This window comes from Acinetobacter pengchengensis (genome assembly GCF_982235305.1).
On the sequence record NZ_CEVATJ010000001.1, the window covers coordinates 1,187,140 to 1,202,133 of the forward strand.

A 14,994-nucleotide genomic window follows, 5' to 3' on the forward strand; every position below is an offset into this window, starting at 1 on the left:
AGTTAAAAAAATGGAGGAATGCTCAATGAAATGTTTCTATATAGATGCTGATCGTTGTATCCGAGAAGCCTCAAAAGGACATGTTGTACATCTAAAAGATAATTTATATCTTATCAGTACTGAAACAGCTTCACAGCAAAAACTTATACCTGAGAATATTTGTAGTACAGTGCCATTTTGGATTATTGGATATGCAGAACCTGAACCTATTCAAAATGCAGAAAAAATAAATTTTCTATTTTTTTGGAATAATTTTTTTGCTAAATTTTCTGATAATGCTCATGAGTATAAAGATTTTAACCTAAGAGATGAGTGACGGTTTTTGTGTTGAGCTATAAGCTGTAAGTATTTATTGGTTTTTTTTGAATTAATCACAATAATTTCATCTAAATTTTGGTTGAAAAGTTAAGTTTAAGGACGTTTTGTGAGCAGAGGTATCAAGAAGCAACTCAGTTTCTTTTTAATCGTAATTTGCGGCGTTGGTATCTATAACTATATAGCTACTCGTCAAAAGCAAAATAATGAAGTGAATGTTGATGTCCAGCAACGTGAGCGGGACTTTATGGAAAAAAGAGCTGAATATATACATAAACATGGCGATACAAGTACCGCAGATCAAGAAATACAAAAAGAACTGGCTTTAAGACGAGGGCATTCTTTAATTGATAGTTCGTCTTCGATTAAGAATGCTCAAGACACTAAGCAATCGGTAGAGTGAGGTATATATTATGTTAGATCATTTTTTTTCTAATGATAGTGCAAAAATAGCCACTGAATCCTCAAAAAAAGATCAGCAAGATGAAATAAGAAGGGATGAACATATTATGAAGATACTAAAAGCAGCAAATAAACTTCCCATGAAGAAAGTGAGAACTGAGAAAGATATCAATGAGTTTTTTGAGGATTGAGTTTTTAAAACGAGGGCGTTCAAAATTCTGTGTCAGTAAATTTGACTAGATTTTAATTATATCATCTAATCGACCTTCAAAGTAAATGGATAATTGAGTAATCGTTTGTCCCCATTCCTGAATAGGCATTGTCCATTTTTCTGATGCCTGTTGAATACCAATATACAGTAATTTCATCAGACTATCCTCATTGGGGAAAGCTCCTTTGGTTTTGGTTAGTTTGCGGAATTGACGATGTACGGCTTCAACGGCATTGGTGGTGTAAATCGGCTTCCTAATCGCTTTAGGGTATTTGAAATAGGCGGATAGTAGATGCCATTTGGTACGCCATGACTGAATGACCACACCATATTTTTCGCCCCATTTTTCTTCTAGCTCATCCAGTGCTACTTCTGCCGCCCCTTTGGTATCAGCACGGTAAATTGGCTTTAAATCAGCCATAAATGCCTTCTGATCTTTACTGGCAACATAGCGTAAAGAATTACGAATTTGATGAACGATACACAGTTGTATTTCTGTTTGAGGGTAAATCGCTGCTATGGCTTCGGGGAAACCTTTTAGTCCATCTACACAGGCAATCAGAATATCCTGAACACCACGATTTTGTAGGTCTGTCAGTACACTAAGCCAATGGTTCGCCCCTTCGCTTTCCGATAAATACAAGCCGAGTAGTTCCTTCTTACCTTCAACATTTAAAGCTAAAATGGTATAGATCGCTTTACTCACATAAACACCTTTATCCTTCACTTTGTAATGTATGGCATCTAACCAAACAAAGGGATAAATTGTATCGAGTGGGCGTTGTTTCCATGCTTGTAACTGAGGGAGGAGCTTATCTGTAATATTGGTGATAGCACCATCTGAAATCTCCAATCCATACATATCAGCAACATGCTTTTGAATATCACGATAGCTCATACCAAGTGCATAGAGTGATATGATTTTATTGTCAATTTCTTCTGATAATTTGGTCTGGTTCTTTTTAACTAACTGTGGCTCAAATTCACCATTTCGATCTCTAGGGGTTTCAAGCTCAAATGAACCTGATGTAGATTTTACTGTCTTGCGAGTATAGCCATTGCGGCGATTACCTTGTTTCGGATTCGCTTCAATGTAATTCTCGATTTCTGCTTCAAGAGCAGCTTCGGTCAGTTGTTTAATTAAAGGGGTGAGTATGCCATTTTCTCCAGTCAGTGCTTGTCCTGACTGGAGTTGTTTTAAGGCTGTTTCAAAATCAAATGTAGTTGCCATAATGCATCATTCCTGTTTTTAACAGTTTAAGGAAATGACACAGTTTTTTGAACACTACCTTTAAAACTGAACCGTACCGGGTTTGTCGGAGCCTTTTTATTTAAGTTAGGCTACCTGACCTAACGGATTAATTTTATCATAGTACATTGCTTCAAAATCAAAAGGTGACACATAACCAATTGCACTATGTACACGCTCTTTATTGAACCAATCTACCCATTTTAATGTCGCAAGTTGTACATCTGCTAAACCTTGCCAATCTGCTTTTAAATATTCAATCACCTCTGTTTTGTATAAGCCATTCACCGTTTCAGCCAGAGCATTATCGTATGAATCACCAGTTTTACCGACTGATGCTCGTAAATTTTGCAGGACTGGTTTAAAAAATAATCAAGATACTTTCTTTCCTGAAGTTCCTATCATTTTTAAAGTGGATGGAAGTGTCAGCCATTATCATATTCATCTACTTTTAAGTCCTTATGGATATTCGACTTATAGAGGTAACTAAGACTTAAAAGGGCTGGTCTAACTAGCCCTTTTATTTGTGCTGAGTTCGTAAAACTAGAGAAAAATCACAAAAAATTCATGATCGTATTGTTATGCTTTTAGTCATATTAAAGTTAAATCAAGTTATGTAAATGAGTTTATAAGGCTTATTGAAGTTTCATGGTGATTAAAAATGAGAATGGCATGAATCAATTTTCTGAAGAAGACTTATCCAGAATTATCGAAATGGCTTGGGAAGATCGAACCCCATTTGAAGCTATTCAACGTGAATTCGGTTTGAATGAAGCGGCGGTAATCCGCTTGATGCGGCAAAATATGAAACCCAGTAGCTTTAAAATGTGGCGTGCACGTGTGACAGGCCGAAAAACCAAGCATCTGCAGCTGCGTTTACCTGATGTGATACGGGCCTATTGTTCACGCCAATACAAGCGTTTCTAAGTGTTTGATTTTGATTACCGTCTGGACTCACGTTTACATCGTTCAGAACAATATTGTACTTCCTCCCAGCAGCGGTACCATTTCTTGCGCCAAGTAAAAGCGCGCAAACAGTGGATACAGATTTTTTCAGGGAGATGCTGTTTTTTCATCGTTTATAACTCATTGATCTGGCTAAGAAGTTGCTGGGCATGGCTGATAATCTGATGCCGATCTTTAAGTTTATCTAGCTGTCGATAGATCATGCCCATACGTGGATGAGTACGAAATTTAGCCTCATTCCGGATCATGAAATACCAGTACAGGCTATTGAACGGACAGCTATCTAGCTCTGTGCGAGTTTTGACATTGTAGCTACAGTGCTTACAGTAATCGGACATCTTATGGATGTAATTGCCCGAGGCCGCATAGGGTTTACTGGCCATCAAGCCGCTATCGGCATGCATCACCATACCCAGCGTGTTCGGTAGTTCTACCCATTCATAGGCATCGGCATAGACTGCCAGATACCACTCGCTGATCTGCTGCGGGTCTACACCAGTTAATAAGGCAAAATTTCCAGTCACCATCAAACGCTGGATATGATGTGCATAGGCATGCTGAAAAGTATTACGGAAACACTCAGCCATACAGTTCATCCGAGTGCGGCCAGTCCAGTAAAATTGTGGCAATGGTGCTGAGTGCTGCAGTGCATTGCGGCTGGCATATTCTGGCATGTACAGCCAGTAAATTCCGCGAACATATTCGCGCCAGCCGAGAATCTGTCGGATAAAACCTTCCACTGCATTCAGTGGTGCATGACCGGCATGGTATGCAGCTTCTGCCGCATCACAGACTTCTTTAGGTAGTAGCAGACCACAGTTCAGATAAGGTGAGAGCAGGCTGTGAAACAGCCTGTCTGAGTCTTGAACCATGGCATCTTGATAATCGCCAAAATGTGGCAAACTGTGGGTAATGAAATGCTCCAGTGCAAGCAGAGCATTGCTACGTGTGGTGGCCCAGCGGAAGTTGTCAAGGCTGCCAGAGTGGCGGGAAAACTCGCGCTCAACCAGCTTAAGTACATCCAGATCAATCTGATCGTGTACAAAGTGAAGTGGTGCAGGCAAAGGGGGATTGCCAGCCCAGGCCTTACGATTGGCGCTGTCATAGTTCCACTGTTCTCCAAACGGCTGCTGTCCTTGCATCAAGTAACCGGTCTGCTTGCGCATTTCCCGGTAAAAATATTCCATACGCAGTGTCTGGTAGCGGCTGGCCCAGTGCCGGAACTGCTCCAGACTACAGAAAAAACGTTCATCATTCAGGCATTGTACTGGCAATTGCAGCTGCTGGCTCCAATCCTGTTCAATCTGGTGCTGTAAACGATATTCCCCGCAGTGCGTAATGACCAGTTCTGTGACTGGTAAGAGTTGCTGCTGTGACTCTACGAAATCCAGCAGGCTACGAATCGGACTATCAGATTTAAAAGCATGGTAACGTACACGCCAGCCTTCTGCATTGAGTTCTTTGGCAAAATGACGCATGGCGCTAAAAATCAGGGCAATTTTCTGCGGATGATGGGCGACATAAGTGGCTTCCTCAACAACTTCGGCCATCAGGATCACATCCCTGCTACGATCTAGCGCTTTGAGCGTAGCAAGCTGATGATGAAGCTGGTCACCCAGAATTAAACCGAAACGCATAGCCATTCCAGACCCGATGAAAGATAGCCTAGTGTAAAGCCAGCTAGTTCAATTTTTTGTGAAAATAAAGATCAGCCCGCATGTTCAGTCAATTCAGCTCGACCAGATGATCTGCTGACATTGCACAGAAATCATAATTGCTACAATAACAGACTGTTCATCTCTATAATGCTACAGCCAGTTGATGAAACTCGCTTCGCATTATTCCTGAAGGCATAATTGGTGTGAAAATTATGTGATTTTAATCAAAAAGATAAAAATTATTATGGTTGTAATTCAGGCAGCGTGCGCCTAGTATGTTCCATGAAGTTACTCCATGTAAGCTTCCTTAGTTTTGTCCCATACACCCCTCTGTATGGGATTTTTTTTAATCCGGGGATTGTCATGAGCATGCATTCAAAAGCGTATATTTTTAGACAGCAGCAATTGCTGGTGGATGATCATTTCCAGTTGCCGCAGGTGGAAAGACTGCAGCACGACCTGAACCTGTCGGAAAATGGCCAGGTCATTGTACGCGATCTAAAAGAAGATGAACTGGTGCCCGAAGGTTATCAACTGGTCCCGATCCGGCAACTGGTACAGGTCTGGAGCAGGCCGCAGTTTGAACAGGCCAGCCGTGCGGTACAGTTACTGGAATGGCGCCGTAATCACCGCTTTTGCAGTAAATGCGGCCATGCTACCCAGCAGCACGCCAGCCAGTATGCCATGGTCTGTCCATCCTGTGGCTATAACCAGTATCCGCGGGTGAATCCTTGCGTGATTACCATCATCACCCGGGGTACAGATGAAATTCTGCTGGCGAAAAATGCCCGCAATAAAACCCAGATGTACAGCCTGATTGCTGGATTTGTTGAAGTTGGAGAAACCCTAGAAGAGGCAGTGCGCCGTGAAACGCTGGAAGAAGTGGGGCTGCAAATCAAAAATATTCAATATCTAGCCAGTCAGCCGTGGCCGTTTCCTAGCAATCTGATGATGGCCTTCAAGGCAGAATATCACGGAGGGGAAATTCAGATTCAAGAAAATGAACTCAGCGATGCGCAATTTTTCAAATTTGATCAGTTACCCGAGATTCCGTTCAAGGGCAGTATCGCCTATGCCATGATTCAGCATGTGATGCATGGAACACCTGTTGCAGATGACAGCAAAGAATGGCTTTGAAAAAGTAATTCTGTTTGGGTCTCTCAAATAAGCTGCAATAACGCCCTAGATAGTGAATATTCAGGTGGCATTTCCTGATCTGGAAAAACTGAATCGTATCATTTGATCTTCACGCTTTGTTCACATCTAACTGGGTTATCTTAATCCTGAGACCCAACAAGGCTAAAAAATGAAGATGCGATTTAAGTCTGCTTTTGCAGCGATAGCACTGTCTATCATCAGCTTAAGTACAACGACTCAAGCAGAAACTGCTGCGCCTCAGGCAGTTGATCGGGTAGATATCCAGAAGTATGCTGGTAAATGGTATGAAATTGCGCATTTACCGATGTATTTTCAGCGTAAATGTATAGCCAATATCACGGCACAATATAGTGTCAATGCCGATCAAACTATCGGGGTATTGAATAGCTGCCGAATTGCCAATGGCGAAATAATTAGCTCTGAAGGTGTTGCGTATTCGCAAAATCAGGGGAACAGCAAACTGAAGGTCAGCTTTTTGCCTACAGGTTTAAGATGGATACCATTTAGCAAAGGTGATTACTGGGTATTACACGTAGATCCGGAATATAAAGTAGCACTGGTAGGTGGACCGAGTAATAAATATCTGTGGATTTTATCGCGCGAACCGCAACTGGATGAGGCCACCTATCAGTCCTATCTGGAGACTGCAAAACATTATGGTTATGACGTGACAAAACTGATCAAATTGCCGCATTAATCTGTTACCCTTTTGCTGAACTGCCTAGTCTCTCTACAGTTCGGCTTTTTTATTTTCACTTCACATAAAATTCATATCTGACTGATTAAACTCATCAAATAGAATAAAGACAGTCGCTTAAAATTTAGGATGAGTCCATGTTGAAAAGTCTGATGCGATGGATAGACAGCTGGTCTACAACCACACAGTCCGAAACGCTGAATGCTGAAAATAGCAAGATTCAGTGGCTGAGAATTTTGCCCTTTATTCTGTTGCATCTGGCCTGTTTCGCTGTGTTCTGGGTGGGTGTGTCATGGTTTGCGATTGTCTTTATGCTCGCGTTCTACCTGATCCGGATGTTTTCCATCACAGCTTTTTTTCATCGCTATCTGTCACACAAAACTTTTCAGACCTCGCGTCCAGTGCAATTCCTGTTTGTGCTGATTGGCACCATGAGTGCACAGCGTGGTCCGCTATGGTGGGCGGCGCATCACCGTTATCACCACCGCTATACCGATACCTTGCAAGATCCGCATTCCTCGACGCATGGTTTTTGGTACAGCCACGTCGGCTGGTTTTTAAATGAATATAATTTTGCCACACGTAAAGAAGTCATTAAGGACTGGCTGAAATATCCAGAATTAATCTGGCTAGATCGTTTCAGTTTGATTGTGGTGCTGCTGACCGCAGGCGGAATTTATGCATTTGGGGAATGGCTAGCCATCACCTGGCCGCAACTCGGTACATCAGGCCTGCAATTGCTGGTCTGGGGCTTTGTCATCTCTACCGTGTTACTGATCCATGCCACCTTGTGTATCAATTCACTGGCGCATCATTACGGCAGCCGGGATTTTGACACTGAAGATCACAGCCGCAACAACTTATTCCTGTCCATCATTACCTTGGGCGAAGGCTGGCATAACAACCATCATTATTATGCTGGCAGTACCCGGCAAGGCTTTTACTGGTGGCAGATTGATGTGACCTATTACCTGCTGAAACTCATGGCCTTGCTCGGGCTGGTCTGGGGACTCAAGCCAATTCCAGCACGGGTCTATGAAGCCAGTAAAATTAGCCAAGCTCGAAAACAGAAAAAAGCCGCTACGGCAGGCACTCACAAAATTCAATCGAAGGAATCACCATGAAAATTGCGATTATTGGTTCAGGTATTTCCGGTTTGTATGCCGCCTGGAAACTCAGCAAAGTGCATGAGGTCACGCTGTTTGAAAAAAATAATTACTTTGGCGGCCATACCGATACTCATCAGCTCAATATAGATGGCGAACAGATTGCAGTGGACAGTGGCTTTATTGTGTTTAACGAGCATAACTATCCGCTGTTTTGCGCGATGCTAAAAGAACTCGGGATCCAATCGCAAAGCAGTGACATGGGCTTTTCGGTGAATAATCAGGTCAGCGGCTTACAGTACAATCCTTCAAAAAAATTCTCCCTGCTTTTCCGCCCACAAAATTTTCTGAATGCTGATTTTCGCGCGATGTTGTCGGATCTGTTCCGTTTCTATGCCGCCAATAGAGATCTGGATGTCGAGCAGGTTGATGCACAACTCAGTATTGATGAGTATCTGAATCAGCATGGCTATTCCGAAGCCTTCCGTCAGGAACATCTCTATCCGATGTGTGGGGCGCTGTGGTCCTGTCCGGTGGAGCAAGCCGGACAGATTCCCTATAAATTTGTGGTGAGCTTTTTCCAGCACCATCGCATGTTGCAACTGAAAGACCGGCCGTTATGGCTTACGGTCAAGGGTGGATCGGCTCGCTACGTTCGTGCGATTCAGTCCCAGGCCAATATTAGCTTCCGCAAAACGGGTGTTCTCCATGTCTCGCGGAGTGCCAATGATGTGCTGGTTGAAACGACACAGGGCAGCGAACGTTTTGACTGGGTCGTATTTGCCAGCCATGCTGACGATAGCCTGAAGTTACTGAAAGACCCGTCCGCGCAGGAGCTGGATGTGCTCGGCAAGTTCCGCTATCAGGATAACCGCATGGTGGTGCATTCTGATACCCGCATCATGCCAAAATCCAGACGCCAATGGGCCAGCTGGCATGTGCATGTAACCCCGAGTCAGGCCACTGAACAGACGCCATTCCAGCACAGCGGTATGCACTATGGCTTCAGTTACTGGATGAACCAGCTGCAGAACCTGCAATGCAAAACCCAGGTCCTTGCCACCCTGAATCCTAATTTTAACCTCGATCCTAAAAAAGTCTGGGTCGAACGGCATTATCGTCATCCGGTATTTGATGTGCCAGCCATTGAAGCTCAACAACGCTGGAGCGAAGTCAATGCCCAGAACCGCACCTCATACTGTGGCGCCTACTGGGGCTGGGGCTTTCACGAAGATGGGGCACGTAGCGCTGCATGGGTAGTCGATCAGCTATTGCAGCAGACCGAGCAGGCAGCTAGGAGCGCATGATGCAGATGTATCCACTGGCGATCGCCGCTGCCGAAATTCGACATCGCCGTTATTTGCCTAAAGCCCATGCTTTTGAGACTCAGCTGACCTATCTATGGTTTGATCCGGATCAACTCTCAAGTTTTACCCAAAAAACCTGGCTCTGGTCTTCCAAGCACTGGAATTTACTGACCTTAGATGAGCGTGACTTTCTTACTATGGAATGTGGCTCGATTCGGCAAAAGGTCGCACGCCTGCTGATCAAGCGGGAAAACTACCTATTACCGCATGCCGCTTCCATCCGGGTCCTGGCTTTGCCACGCACCCTCGGCTTTCGCTTTAATTCTGTGGTGTTTTATCTGGTCTTTGATGCCACCGACCAACTGATCTTTGTACTGAGTGAAATTACCAATACCCCTTGGAATGAACGTCAGGTCTATATCCACGACTGCCGGCACAATGCAACTGAATATGCGCCGTACCAGAGTCACCAGTTTGACTTCAAGAAGGCCTTTCATGTGTCGCCATTCATGCCGATGGCACTGGATTACCGCTGGCGCTTCAGCTTCTCCGATCAAAACAATGTGATTCATATGCAGTTGTTTCAGCAGGGGATATTGCAATTTGATGCCACCATGCAATTTTCACTGCAAGCCATCACAGTTCCTTCACAGCAGCACCGTTATGCTGTGTTGAAAGTTCTTGAACCTTTCAGGATGGTCAGCGGAATTTATCTACATGCCTGGCGTTTATGGAAAAAGAAAATTCCGTTTTACCGACATCCTAAAAAAGAAAAAGGAAACACATTGCGATGAAAACACTGTTAATGGGAGAGCAAAGCACACTGCCAGTGATATTGCGTCATTTGCTGAAATTGCGGCATGGTCAGCTGATTTTTAAAGGCGTCTGGAACGGGACAGTCGGCGAAAACAGTGATCTGCAGGCCGTGATTCAGGTGCATGATACCCGTCTGATGGAACTGTTGTTCCGTAATGGTGTGCTCGGTGCGGCAGAAGGTTTTATCCGCGGTTACTGGAGCAGTGAAGATCTGGTGGATGTGATCCGCATTCTGGCACGTAACCGCGATGTACTGGACCGGATGAATCAGAATGCAGTGGCCAAGGCCAGCCAGTTGCTGCTAAAGGCCTGGTACAAATCGCGCAAGAATTCGATTGATGGCAGCCGCAAAAATATTGCCGAGCATTACAACCTGAGCAATGACTTTTTCAAGCTGTTCCTGGATAGCAGTATGATGTATTCCAGTGCGGTCTTTAAAGAGCCGGGTATGAGTCTGGAACAGGCTTCGGATTATAAAAAAGAGCTGATCTGCCAGAAACTCAAGCTGAAACCGATGGATCATTTAGTCGAAATTGGCAGTGGCTGGGGCGGTTTTGCCATTTATGCCGCGCAGCAGTATGGCTGTAAAGTCACCACTATCACCATTTCCAAGGCACAGTATGATGAAGCAGTGGCCCGGGTCGCTGCAGCCGGACTATCACATCGCGTCACTGTCCAGCTGAAAGATTACCGACTACTGGAAGGCAAATACGACAAGCTGGTGTCGATTGAAATGATCGAGGCCGTAGGTGAACAGTATTTGCCGACCTATTTCCGCAAATGCCGTGAGCTGCTGAAACCGAACGGTCTGGCCCTGATTCAGGCCATCACCATTGAAGATGCACGCTATGCCAAAGCCCTGAATACTGTGGACTACATCAAGCGCTATATTTTCCCGGGCAGTTTTATTCCCTGTATCAGCGTCATGACCCAGGCCGCGTCCGAACAAAAACTGCGTCTCAAGCATCTGGAAGATATCGGTCTGAGCTATGCCCAAACCTTAAACTGCTGGCGTCAGCGTTTTCTGGAGCAGCGTGATCAGGTACGGGCGCTTGGCTTTGATGAGCGCTTTATCCGCATGTGGGATTTTTATTTGTGTTATTGCGAAGGTGGCTTCCGCGAAGGCGTAATCAGTGATGTGCATCTGCTGTTCGAAGCGAGTGCTTATTAAGCCGAGATAAAACAGGAGGGCTGACATGCTGCTGAATTTACTGGTTCTAAATGTCTTTATCATGTTCTGTAGCTGGCTGCTGGTGACCTATAACCAGCGTGCCGGACTGGTCGATGTCGCCTGGAGCTTTAGTATTGCACTCAACGTCATTATCGCAGCCTGGGTGATGGAAACTGCACCGCTGCTAGTTCGGGTATTTCTGGGCGTGTTTAGCGGCATCTGGTTTTTACGCCTGACCTGGCATCTACTGCGCCGTTATGCCAGTGAAACTGCAGAAGATACCCGCTATGCCAATATGCGCCGAGCCATGGGAGATTATCAGCATCTCGGTTTTCTGGCCTTTTTTATGTTTCAGGCTGGGCTGGTGGCACTGTTTTCCTACCCGATGCTGGAGTTGCTCAATATTCCAATCCAGCAGTGGAATGACTGGACACCCTATACCGTACTGGTGGCTGGCATAATCATGCTGCTGGCGCTGATCGGGGAGAGTACTGCCGACCAGCAGCTCTACCGCTTCAAGCTGGATCCACAGAACAAGGGCAAAACCCTAGATCGGGGCTTGTGGAAATACTCACGTCATCCGAATTATTTTTTTGAATGGTTGCACTGGTTTGCCTATCCGATTCTTGGTCTGGCTGCAGGTGTGTATGGATTATGGGTTTATCCGCTGCTGATGTGGCTGTTTCTGTACTACATCACCGGTATTCCGTTTAGTGAACAACAGGCACTGGCCCATCGCGGCGAAAATTACAAAGCTTATCAACGACGAACTTCAATATTTATTCCGTGGCCACCCAAAGAGTAGGTAAATACATGGACTTTATGATTCAACAATCTTTAAAACTGGTTGAAAAGGGTAAATTGCCCGATGCCGTGATTCGCGCAGGCATTCGCACTTTAAGCAAAAAACGTCTGGCACAAGAAGGGCGCTTTGACCCGGCACTGGCGGCACAGCGTTATATGGATGTGCTGCATATGCTGAAAAACAGCGAGATTGCCATCGAGACCGACAAAGCCAATGAACAGCACTATGAACTGCCCACCGCATTTTTTCAGGCGGTGCTAGGCAAGCGGCTGAAATACAGCGCCAGCCTGTTTGAACATGACCATACCACACTGGATCAGGCGGAAGAAGCCGCACTGGCCAGCTATTGCCAGCGTGCGCAACTACAAGATGGACAGGATATTCTGGAAATTGGCTGTGGCTGGGGCTCACTCAGTCTGTATATGGCCGAGCATTATCCTAACGCCCGGATTACCGTAGTGTCGAACTCCTTAACCCAGCGCCAGTATATTCAGGAACAGGCCAGTCTGAAAAAACTGGATAACCTGACAGTGGTCACCTGTGATGTCAATGTACTACAACTGGAACCGGCTAATTTTGACCGTGTGGTTTCGGTGGAAATGTTTGAGCATGTCCGCAACTACCAGAAACTGTTTGAAAATATCAGCAGCTGGCTGAAAGACGATGGCTTGCTCTGGTGCCATATTTTCTGTCACCGTTTCCTGCATTATCCATTTGAAGTCAAAAATGAATTTGACTGGATGTCGAAATATTTCTTTAGTGGCGGTCTGATGCCGGCAGCTTCAACCTTCCTGCATTTCCAGCAGCATTTGCAGCTGGAACAGCACTGGCAATGGGCCGGTACCCAATATCAACGTACCGCAAATGCCTGGCTGGAGAATATGGATCAAAAGCAGGCCGAGCTGCAGCCCCTATTTGAACAGACCTATGGCGCAGATGCAGCCATCTGGTGGCAGCGTTGGCGGATTTTCTTCATGGCCTGTGCCGAACTGTTTGGTTATGACCATGGACGTGAGTGGGTGATCGGCCACTTTCTGTTTAAAAAGAAAGCCGTATAATTGAAGGGCACATCGGATGGGCCAGCGGGGAATTGATCAATGTTAAAGCTGTTTAGGGAAAAACGCGATCATCCTCTGGGTGAGGTGTTTAACCGCTACTACTGGCTGCAAATCGGATTCATTGCCTTGTCGGTGGTGATTGGTATTGCCTGTAGTGCCTGGGTGATTAAAGGCTTTTTGCTGCGCACCGCCTTGGAACAGGAAATGTCACACTACTGGCAGCGGCTGGAACGCAATCCGGCCGCCGAACTGCCGGATACCAAAAACCTGTATGGTTATCGCTGGTATGATACTCCTCCTGTGCAGTTTCAGCACATGCAGTTCGAGCAGGGCGTCAATCGGCATTTTGTCGATGGTAAAGAGCGCATGACCGTCTACGGTGAAAAAAACCGGCAGCATGTGCTACTGGTCTTTGGCGAAAGTAACGTCAACAAACTGGTCTGGCTGTTTGGTCTGGCACCACTGATGGTCAGTCTGTTCGTGCTGTACAGCGTATTGTGGTGGTGGAACCGTCGTGCCCGGCGTTATTTTTCTCCGATTACCCGGTTGGCCAATGCGCTGGAACATATCGACTGGGAACATCAGAAAAATCAGGCTTCACCTTTTCAGGACATTCGCACTGATTCCAATCTGGAAGCTGAATACCTGAAGCAGGCATTAGAAAAATACCATCAGGTCTTGAGTGCGTTTATTCAGCGTGAACGTGAGTTTACCGGTGATGTCAGTCATGAACTGCGCACCCCATTGACGATTTTAAAAGGCAATGTGCAATTGTGTCAGGCACGCTATGGTAACAACAAATCCTTTACCCGCCTGCACAACACTATTGAAGACATGCAGCTGCTGGTCGATACCTTACTGGCCATCGCCCGAAATACCACCAACACCCTGACAGCCGAGTCCACTATGCTGTCAGAATGTCTGGAGAATCTGGTACAGGATCTGGACAGTGTCAGCCACAACAAAGGCATGCAGATCGACCTGCAAAAAGACCTCGATGAACAGCCACGTAAACTGTATCCGTCAATGACCAAAATGGTGTTTGGCAATATTCTGCGTAATGCGCTGAACTATTCACAAGGCACAGAAATTGATGTGATTCTGCAAAAAAATAAAGTACTGATTGCTGACAATGGAGTCGGTATTCCTTTGCCAAATAATGCAAAAGTCCAGGAGCTATCTGGACAGCAGCTGCAACTGGAAATCAAAGGGCACGGGATTGGTCTGCAACTGGTACAGAAGTTGTGCAAGCAGCTGGGCTGGCGGGTCGAGCTGTTTGACCGGCAGTATTATCTCAGCACCCATCAGGATGTTGATCTGGAGATGACGACCGGCTTAATCGTGGTAGTGTATTTAAACTAGATCTCTGTCTGCCTAAAAAGATTAGGTTTCTAAAGCAATCTTTAAACCGACACCAGATATGGTATGAATCAGTTTTTGCTCAAAAGGCTTGTCGACCATTTTACGCAGATTGTAGATGTGACTACGCAGGGCATCACTTTCCGGCTCTTCATCACCCCAGAGTTCCATCATGATTTCCTGTTTGGTCAGGACTTTAGGCGAATGACGCATCAACAATTTTAACAATTTAAACTGAATCGGAGGCAGTTCAATGCTCTGCCCAGCCCGGGTCAGCTGCTGTCTTGCCGGGTCCAAAATCAGGTCGTGAATTTGCAGACGGCTACTGGACACTTCACCCAGCAAACGCTTGATCAGAGCTTTGACCCGCACCACTAGCTCGTTAAAGTCAAACGGCTTAACCAGATAATCATCCGTGCCGGAATTGAAGCCTTTGAGTTTGTCGTCCAAGGTATCCCGAGCGGTCAGCATCAGCACTGGCAGGTCCAGACCTTCTTCATGACGCAGCCATTCACACAGTTCATAACCGGAACCGTCTGGCAAGTTAATATCCAACAGCAAGATATGATAGCGTTGCTGTTTCAGTAGCTGGCGCGCAGCATTCAGATTGCGGGCATGATCCACCACAAAATCATGCTCTTCCAGAAACTCGCATAAGGTAGAGGCCAGTTCATAATGGTCTTCAACCATGAGGATAAAATGTTTGGACATAGTCG

Annotated in this window: 17 protein-coding genes and 2 pseudogenes; 14 read left to right on the forward strand and 5 right to left on the reverse strand. The window is 45.6% G+C overall.

Annotation, left to right across the window (positions count from 1 at the left end):
* The first annotated feature begins 25 nt into the window (after nucleotides 1-25).
* The 3 genes from AC0T5Z_RS05750 (at nucleotide 26) to AC0T5Z_RS05760 (ending at nucleotide 908) form a co-directional block, all read left to right on the forward strand.
* On the forward strand, nucleotides 26-316 hold the full coding sequence (locus AC0T5Z_RS05750) for a hypothetical protein (protein WP_286432383.1): 291 nt from the start codon (nucleotides 26-28) through the stop codon (nucleotides 314-316).
* Nucleotides 317-424: 108 nt separating this feature from the next.
* Nucleotides 425-718 (forward strand): hypothetical protein, encoded by a 294-nt coding sequence (locus AC0T5Z_RS05755; RefSeq protein WP_010111322.1) that lies wholly within the window; start codon nucleotides 425-427, stop codon nucleotides 716-718.
* Between the two features lie 10 nt (nucleotides 719-728).
* Entirely contained in the window at nucleotides 729-908 is a 180-nt protein-coding gene (locus AC0T5Z_RS05760; RefSeq protein WP_029574381.1) for a hypothetical protein, read from the forward strand.
* Between the two features lie 45 nt (nucleotides 909-953).
* On the opposite strand, the gene AC0T5Z_RS05765 is transcribed toward AC0T5Z_RS05760, so the two are convergent.
* Both AC0T5Z_RS05765 and AC0T5Z_RS05770 read right to left on the reverse strand, forming a co-directional pair.
* Nucleotides 954-2,159: an IS256 family transposase gene (locus AC0T5Z_RS05765; RefSeq protein WP_160127165.1), complete on the reverse strand. Its 1,206-nt coding sequence runs from the start codon at nucleotides 2,157-2,159 to the stop codon at nucleotides 954-956.
* 105 nt (nucleotides 2,160-2,264) lie between these two features.
* A pseudogene (locus AC0T5Z_RS05770) lies at nucleotides 2,265-2,525 on the reverse strand (integrase core domain-containing protein); the annotation flags it as partial.
* A gap of 3 nt (nucleotides 2,526-2,528) precedes the next feature.
* Here AC0T5Z_RS05770 and AC0T5Z_RS05775 point away from each other — a divergent pair.
* A pseudogene (locus tag AC0T5Z_RS05775) lies at nucleotides 2,529-2,667 on the forward strand (hydroxyisourate hydrolase); the annotation flags it as partial.
* Between the two features lie 182 nt (nucleotides 2,668-2,849).
* A complete protein-coding gene (locus AC0T5Z_RS05780) occupies nucleotides 2,850-3,104 on the forward strand; it encodes a TIGR03643 family protein (protein ID WP_435337533.1) in 255 nt (84 codons plus the stop codon).
* 14 nt (nucleotides 3,105-3,118) lie between these two features.
* Here the strand turns inward: AC0T5Z_RS05780 and AC0T5Z_RS05785 are convergent, their stop codons facing one another.
* Together AC0T5Z_RS05785 and AC0T5Z_RS05790 are read right to left on the reverse strand one after the other, a co-directional pair.
* Nucleotides 3,119-3,253: a DUF2256 domain-containing protein gene (locus AC0T5Z_RS05785; RefSeq protein ID WP_435337534.1), complete on the reverse strand. Its 135-nt coding sequence runs from the start codon at nucleotides 3,251-3,253 to the stop codon at nucleotides 3,119-3,121.
* A 3-nt stretch (nucleotides 3,254-3,256) separates the two neighbouring features.
* A complete protein-coding gene (locus tag AC0T5Z_RS05790) occupies nucleotides 3,257-4,780 on the reverse strand; it encodes a cryptochrome/photolyase family protein (RefSeq protein ID WP_435337535.1) in 1,524 nt (507 codons plus the stop codon).
* Between the two features lie 384 nt (nucleotides 4,781-5,164).
* Between AC0T5Z_RS05790 and nudC the strand changes: the two genes are divergently transcribed.
* The 9 genes from nudC (at nucleotide 5,165) to AC0T5Z_RS05835 (ending at nucleotide 14,281) form a co-directional block, all read left to right on the forward strand.
* Nucleotides 5,165-5,938, forward strand: coding sequence for an NAD(+) diphosphatase (gene nudC / locus AC0T5Z_RS05795; protein WP_265466147.1), 774 nt, complete (start codon nucleotides 5,165-5,167; stop codon nucleotides 5,936-5,938).
* A 169-nt stretch (nucleotides 5,939-6,107) separates the two neighbouring features.
* On the forward strand, nucleotides 6,108-6,656 hold the full coding sequence (locus AC0T5Z_RS05800; RefSeq protein ID WP_265466148.1) for a lipocalin family protein: 549 nt from the start codon (nucleotides 6,108-6,110) through the stop codon (nucleotides 6,654-6,656).
* A 137-nt stretch (nucleotides 6,657-6,793) separates the two neighbouring features.
* The gene (locus tag AC0T5Z_RS05805; RefSeq protein WP_435337536.1) at nucleotides 6,794-7,780 is read left to right on the forward strand and encodes an acyl-CoA desaturase; all 987 of its coding nucleotides are present in this window, start codon (nucleotides 6,794-6,796) and stop codon (nucleotides 7,778-7,780) included.
* The gene (locus tag AC0T5Z_RS05810) at nucleotides 7,777-9,069 is read left to right on the forward strand and encodes an NAD(P)/FAD-dependent oxidoreductase (protein ID WP_435337537.1); all 1,293 of its coding nucleotides are present in this window, start codon (nucleotides 7,777-7,779) and stop codon (nucleotides 9,067-9,069) included. Before AC0T5Z_RS05805 ends, AC0T5Z_RS05810 begins: the two co-directional genes overlap by 4 nt.
* On the forward strand, nucleotides 9,069-9,863 hold the full coding sequence (locus AC0T5Z_RS05815; protein WP_265466151.1) for a DUF1365 domain-containing protein: 795 nt from the start codon (nucleotides 9,069-9,071) through the stop codon (nucleotides 9,861-9,863). The genes AC0T5Z_RS05810 and AC0T5Z_RS05815 overlap by 1 nt, the downstream gene beginning before the upstream one ends.
* Nucleotides 9,860-11,056 carry an SAM-dependent methyltransferase gene (locus AC0T5Z_RS05820; RefSeq protein WP_265466152.1) on the forward strand — a complete coding sequence of 399 codons (1,197 nt, stop codon included), beginning with the start codon at nucleotides 9,860-9,862 and terminating at the stop codon, nucleotides 11,054-11,056. The genes AC0T5Z_RS05815 and AC0T5Z_RS05820 overlap by 4 nt, the downstream gene beginning before the upstream one ends.
* A 25-nt stretch (nucleotides 11,057-11,081) precedes the next feature.
* Nucleotides 11,082-11,861 carry a DUF1295 domain-containing protein gene (locus AC0T5Z_RS05825; protein ID WP_265466153.1) on the forward strand — a complete coding sequence of 260 codons (780 nt, stop codon included), beginning with the start codon at nucleotides 11,082-11,084 and terminating at the stop codon, nucleotides 11,859-11,861.
* A gap of 8 nt (nucleotides 11,862-11,869) precedes the next feature.
* On the forward strand, nucleotides 11,870-12,919 hold the full coding sequence (locus AC0T5Z_RS05830; RefSeq protein ID WP_265466154.1) for an SAM-dependent methyltransferase: 1,050 nt from the start codon (nucleotides 11,870-11,872) through the stop codon (nucleotides 12,917-12,919).
* A gap of 39 nt (nucleotides 12,920-12,958) precedes the next feature.
* The gene (locus AC0T5Z_RS05835; RefSeq protein WP_265466155.1) at nucleotides 12,959-14,281 is read left to right on the forward strand and encodes a sensor histidine kinase; all 1,323 of its coding nucleotides are present in this window, start codon (nucleotides 12,959-12,961) and stop codon (nucleotides 14,279-14,281) included.
* A 21-nt stretch (nucleotides 14,282-14,302) separates the two neighbouring features.
* Here the strand turns inward: AC0T5Z_RS05835 and AC0T5Z_RS05840 are convergent, their stop codons facing one another.
* Nucleotides 14,303-14,989, reverse strand: coding sequence for a response regulator transcription factor (locus tag AC0T5Z_RS05840; protein WP_265466156.1), 687 nt, complete (start codon nucleotides 14,987-14,989; stop codon nucleotides 14,303-14,305).
* Nucleotides 14,990-14,994: the final 5 nt, after the last annotated feature.

Excerpts from the sequence above, each read along its gene's own strand:
- AC0T5Z_RS05750 (WP_286432383.1), top strand. The coding sequence starts at position 26 with ATGAAATGTTTCTATATAGATGCTGATCGTTGTATCCGAGAAGCCTCA.
- AC0T5Z_RS05760 (WP_029574381.1), top strand. The coding sequence starts at position 729 with ATGTTAGATCATTTTTTTTCTAATGATAGTGCAAAAATAGCCACTGAA.
- AC0T5Z_RS05765 (WP_160127165.1), bottom strand. The coding sequence starts at position 2,159 with ATGGCAACTACATTTGATTTTGAAACAGCCTTAAAACAACTCCAGTCA.
- AC0T5Z_RS05780 (WP_435337533.1), top strand. The coding sequence starts at position 2,850 with ATGAATCAATTTTCTGAAGAAGACTTATCCAGAATTATCGAAATGGCT.
- AC0T5Z_RS05785 (WP_435337534.1), bottom strand. The coding sequence starts at position 3,253 with ATGAAAAAACAGCATCTCCCTGAAAAAATCTGTATCCACTGTTTGCGC.
- AC0T5Z_RS05790 (WP_435337535.1), bottom strand. The coding sequence starts at position 4,780 with ATGCGTTTCGGTTTAATTCTGGGTGACCAGCTTCATCATCAGCTTGCT.
- nudC (WP_265466147.1), top strand. The coding sequence starts at position 5,165 with ATGAGCATGCATTCAAAAGCGTATATTTTTAGACAGCAGCAATTGCTG.
- AC0T5Z_RS05800 (WP_265466148.1), top strand. The coding sequence starts at position 6,108 with ATGAAGATGCGATTTAAGTCTGCTTTTGCAGCGATAGCACTGTCTATC.
- AC0T5Z_RS05805 (WP_435337536.1), top strand. The coding sequence starts at position 6,794 with ATGTTGAAAAGTCTGATGCGATGGATAGACAGCTGGTCTACAACCACA.
- AC0T5Z_RS05810 (WP_435337537.1), top strand. The coding sequence starts at position 7,777 with ATGAAAATTGCGATTATTGGTTCAGGTATTTCCGGTTTGTATGCCGCC.
- AC0T5Z_RS05815 (WP_265466151.1), top strand. The coding sequence starts at position 9,069 with ATGCAGATGTATCCACTGGCGATCGCCGCTGCCGAAATTCGACATCGC.
- AC0T5Z_RS05820 (WP_265466152.1), top strand. The coding sequence starts at position 9,860 with ATGAAAACACTGTTAATGGGAGAGCAAAGCACACTGCCAGTGATATTG.
- AC0T5Z_RS05825 (WP_265466153.1), top strand. The coding sequence starts at position 11,082 with ATGCTGCTGAATTTACTGGTTCTAAATGTCTTTATCATGTTCTGTAGC.
- AC0T5Z_RS05830 (WP_265466154.1), top strand. The coding sequence starts at position 11,870 with ATGGACTTTATGATTCAACAATCTTTAAAACTGGTTGAAAAGGGTAAA.
- AC0T5Z_RS05835 (WP_265466155.1), top strand. The coding sequence starts at position 12,959 with ATGTTAAAGCTGTTTAGGGAAAAACGCGATCATCCTCTGGGTGAGGTG.
- AC0T5Z_RS05840 (WP_265466156.1), bottom strand. The coding sequence starts at position 14,989 with ATGTCCAAACATTTTATCCTCATGGTTGAAGACCATTATGAACTGGCC.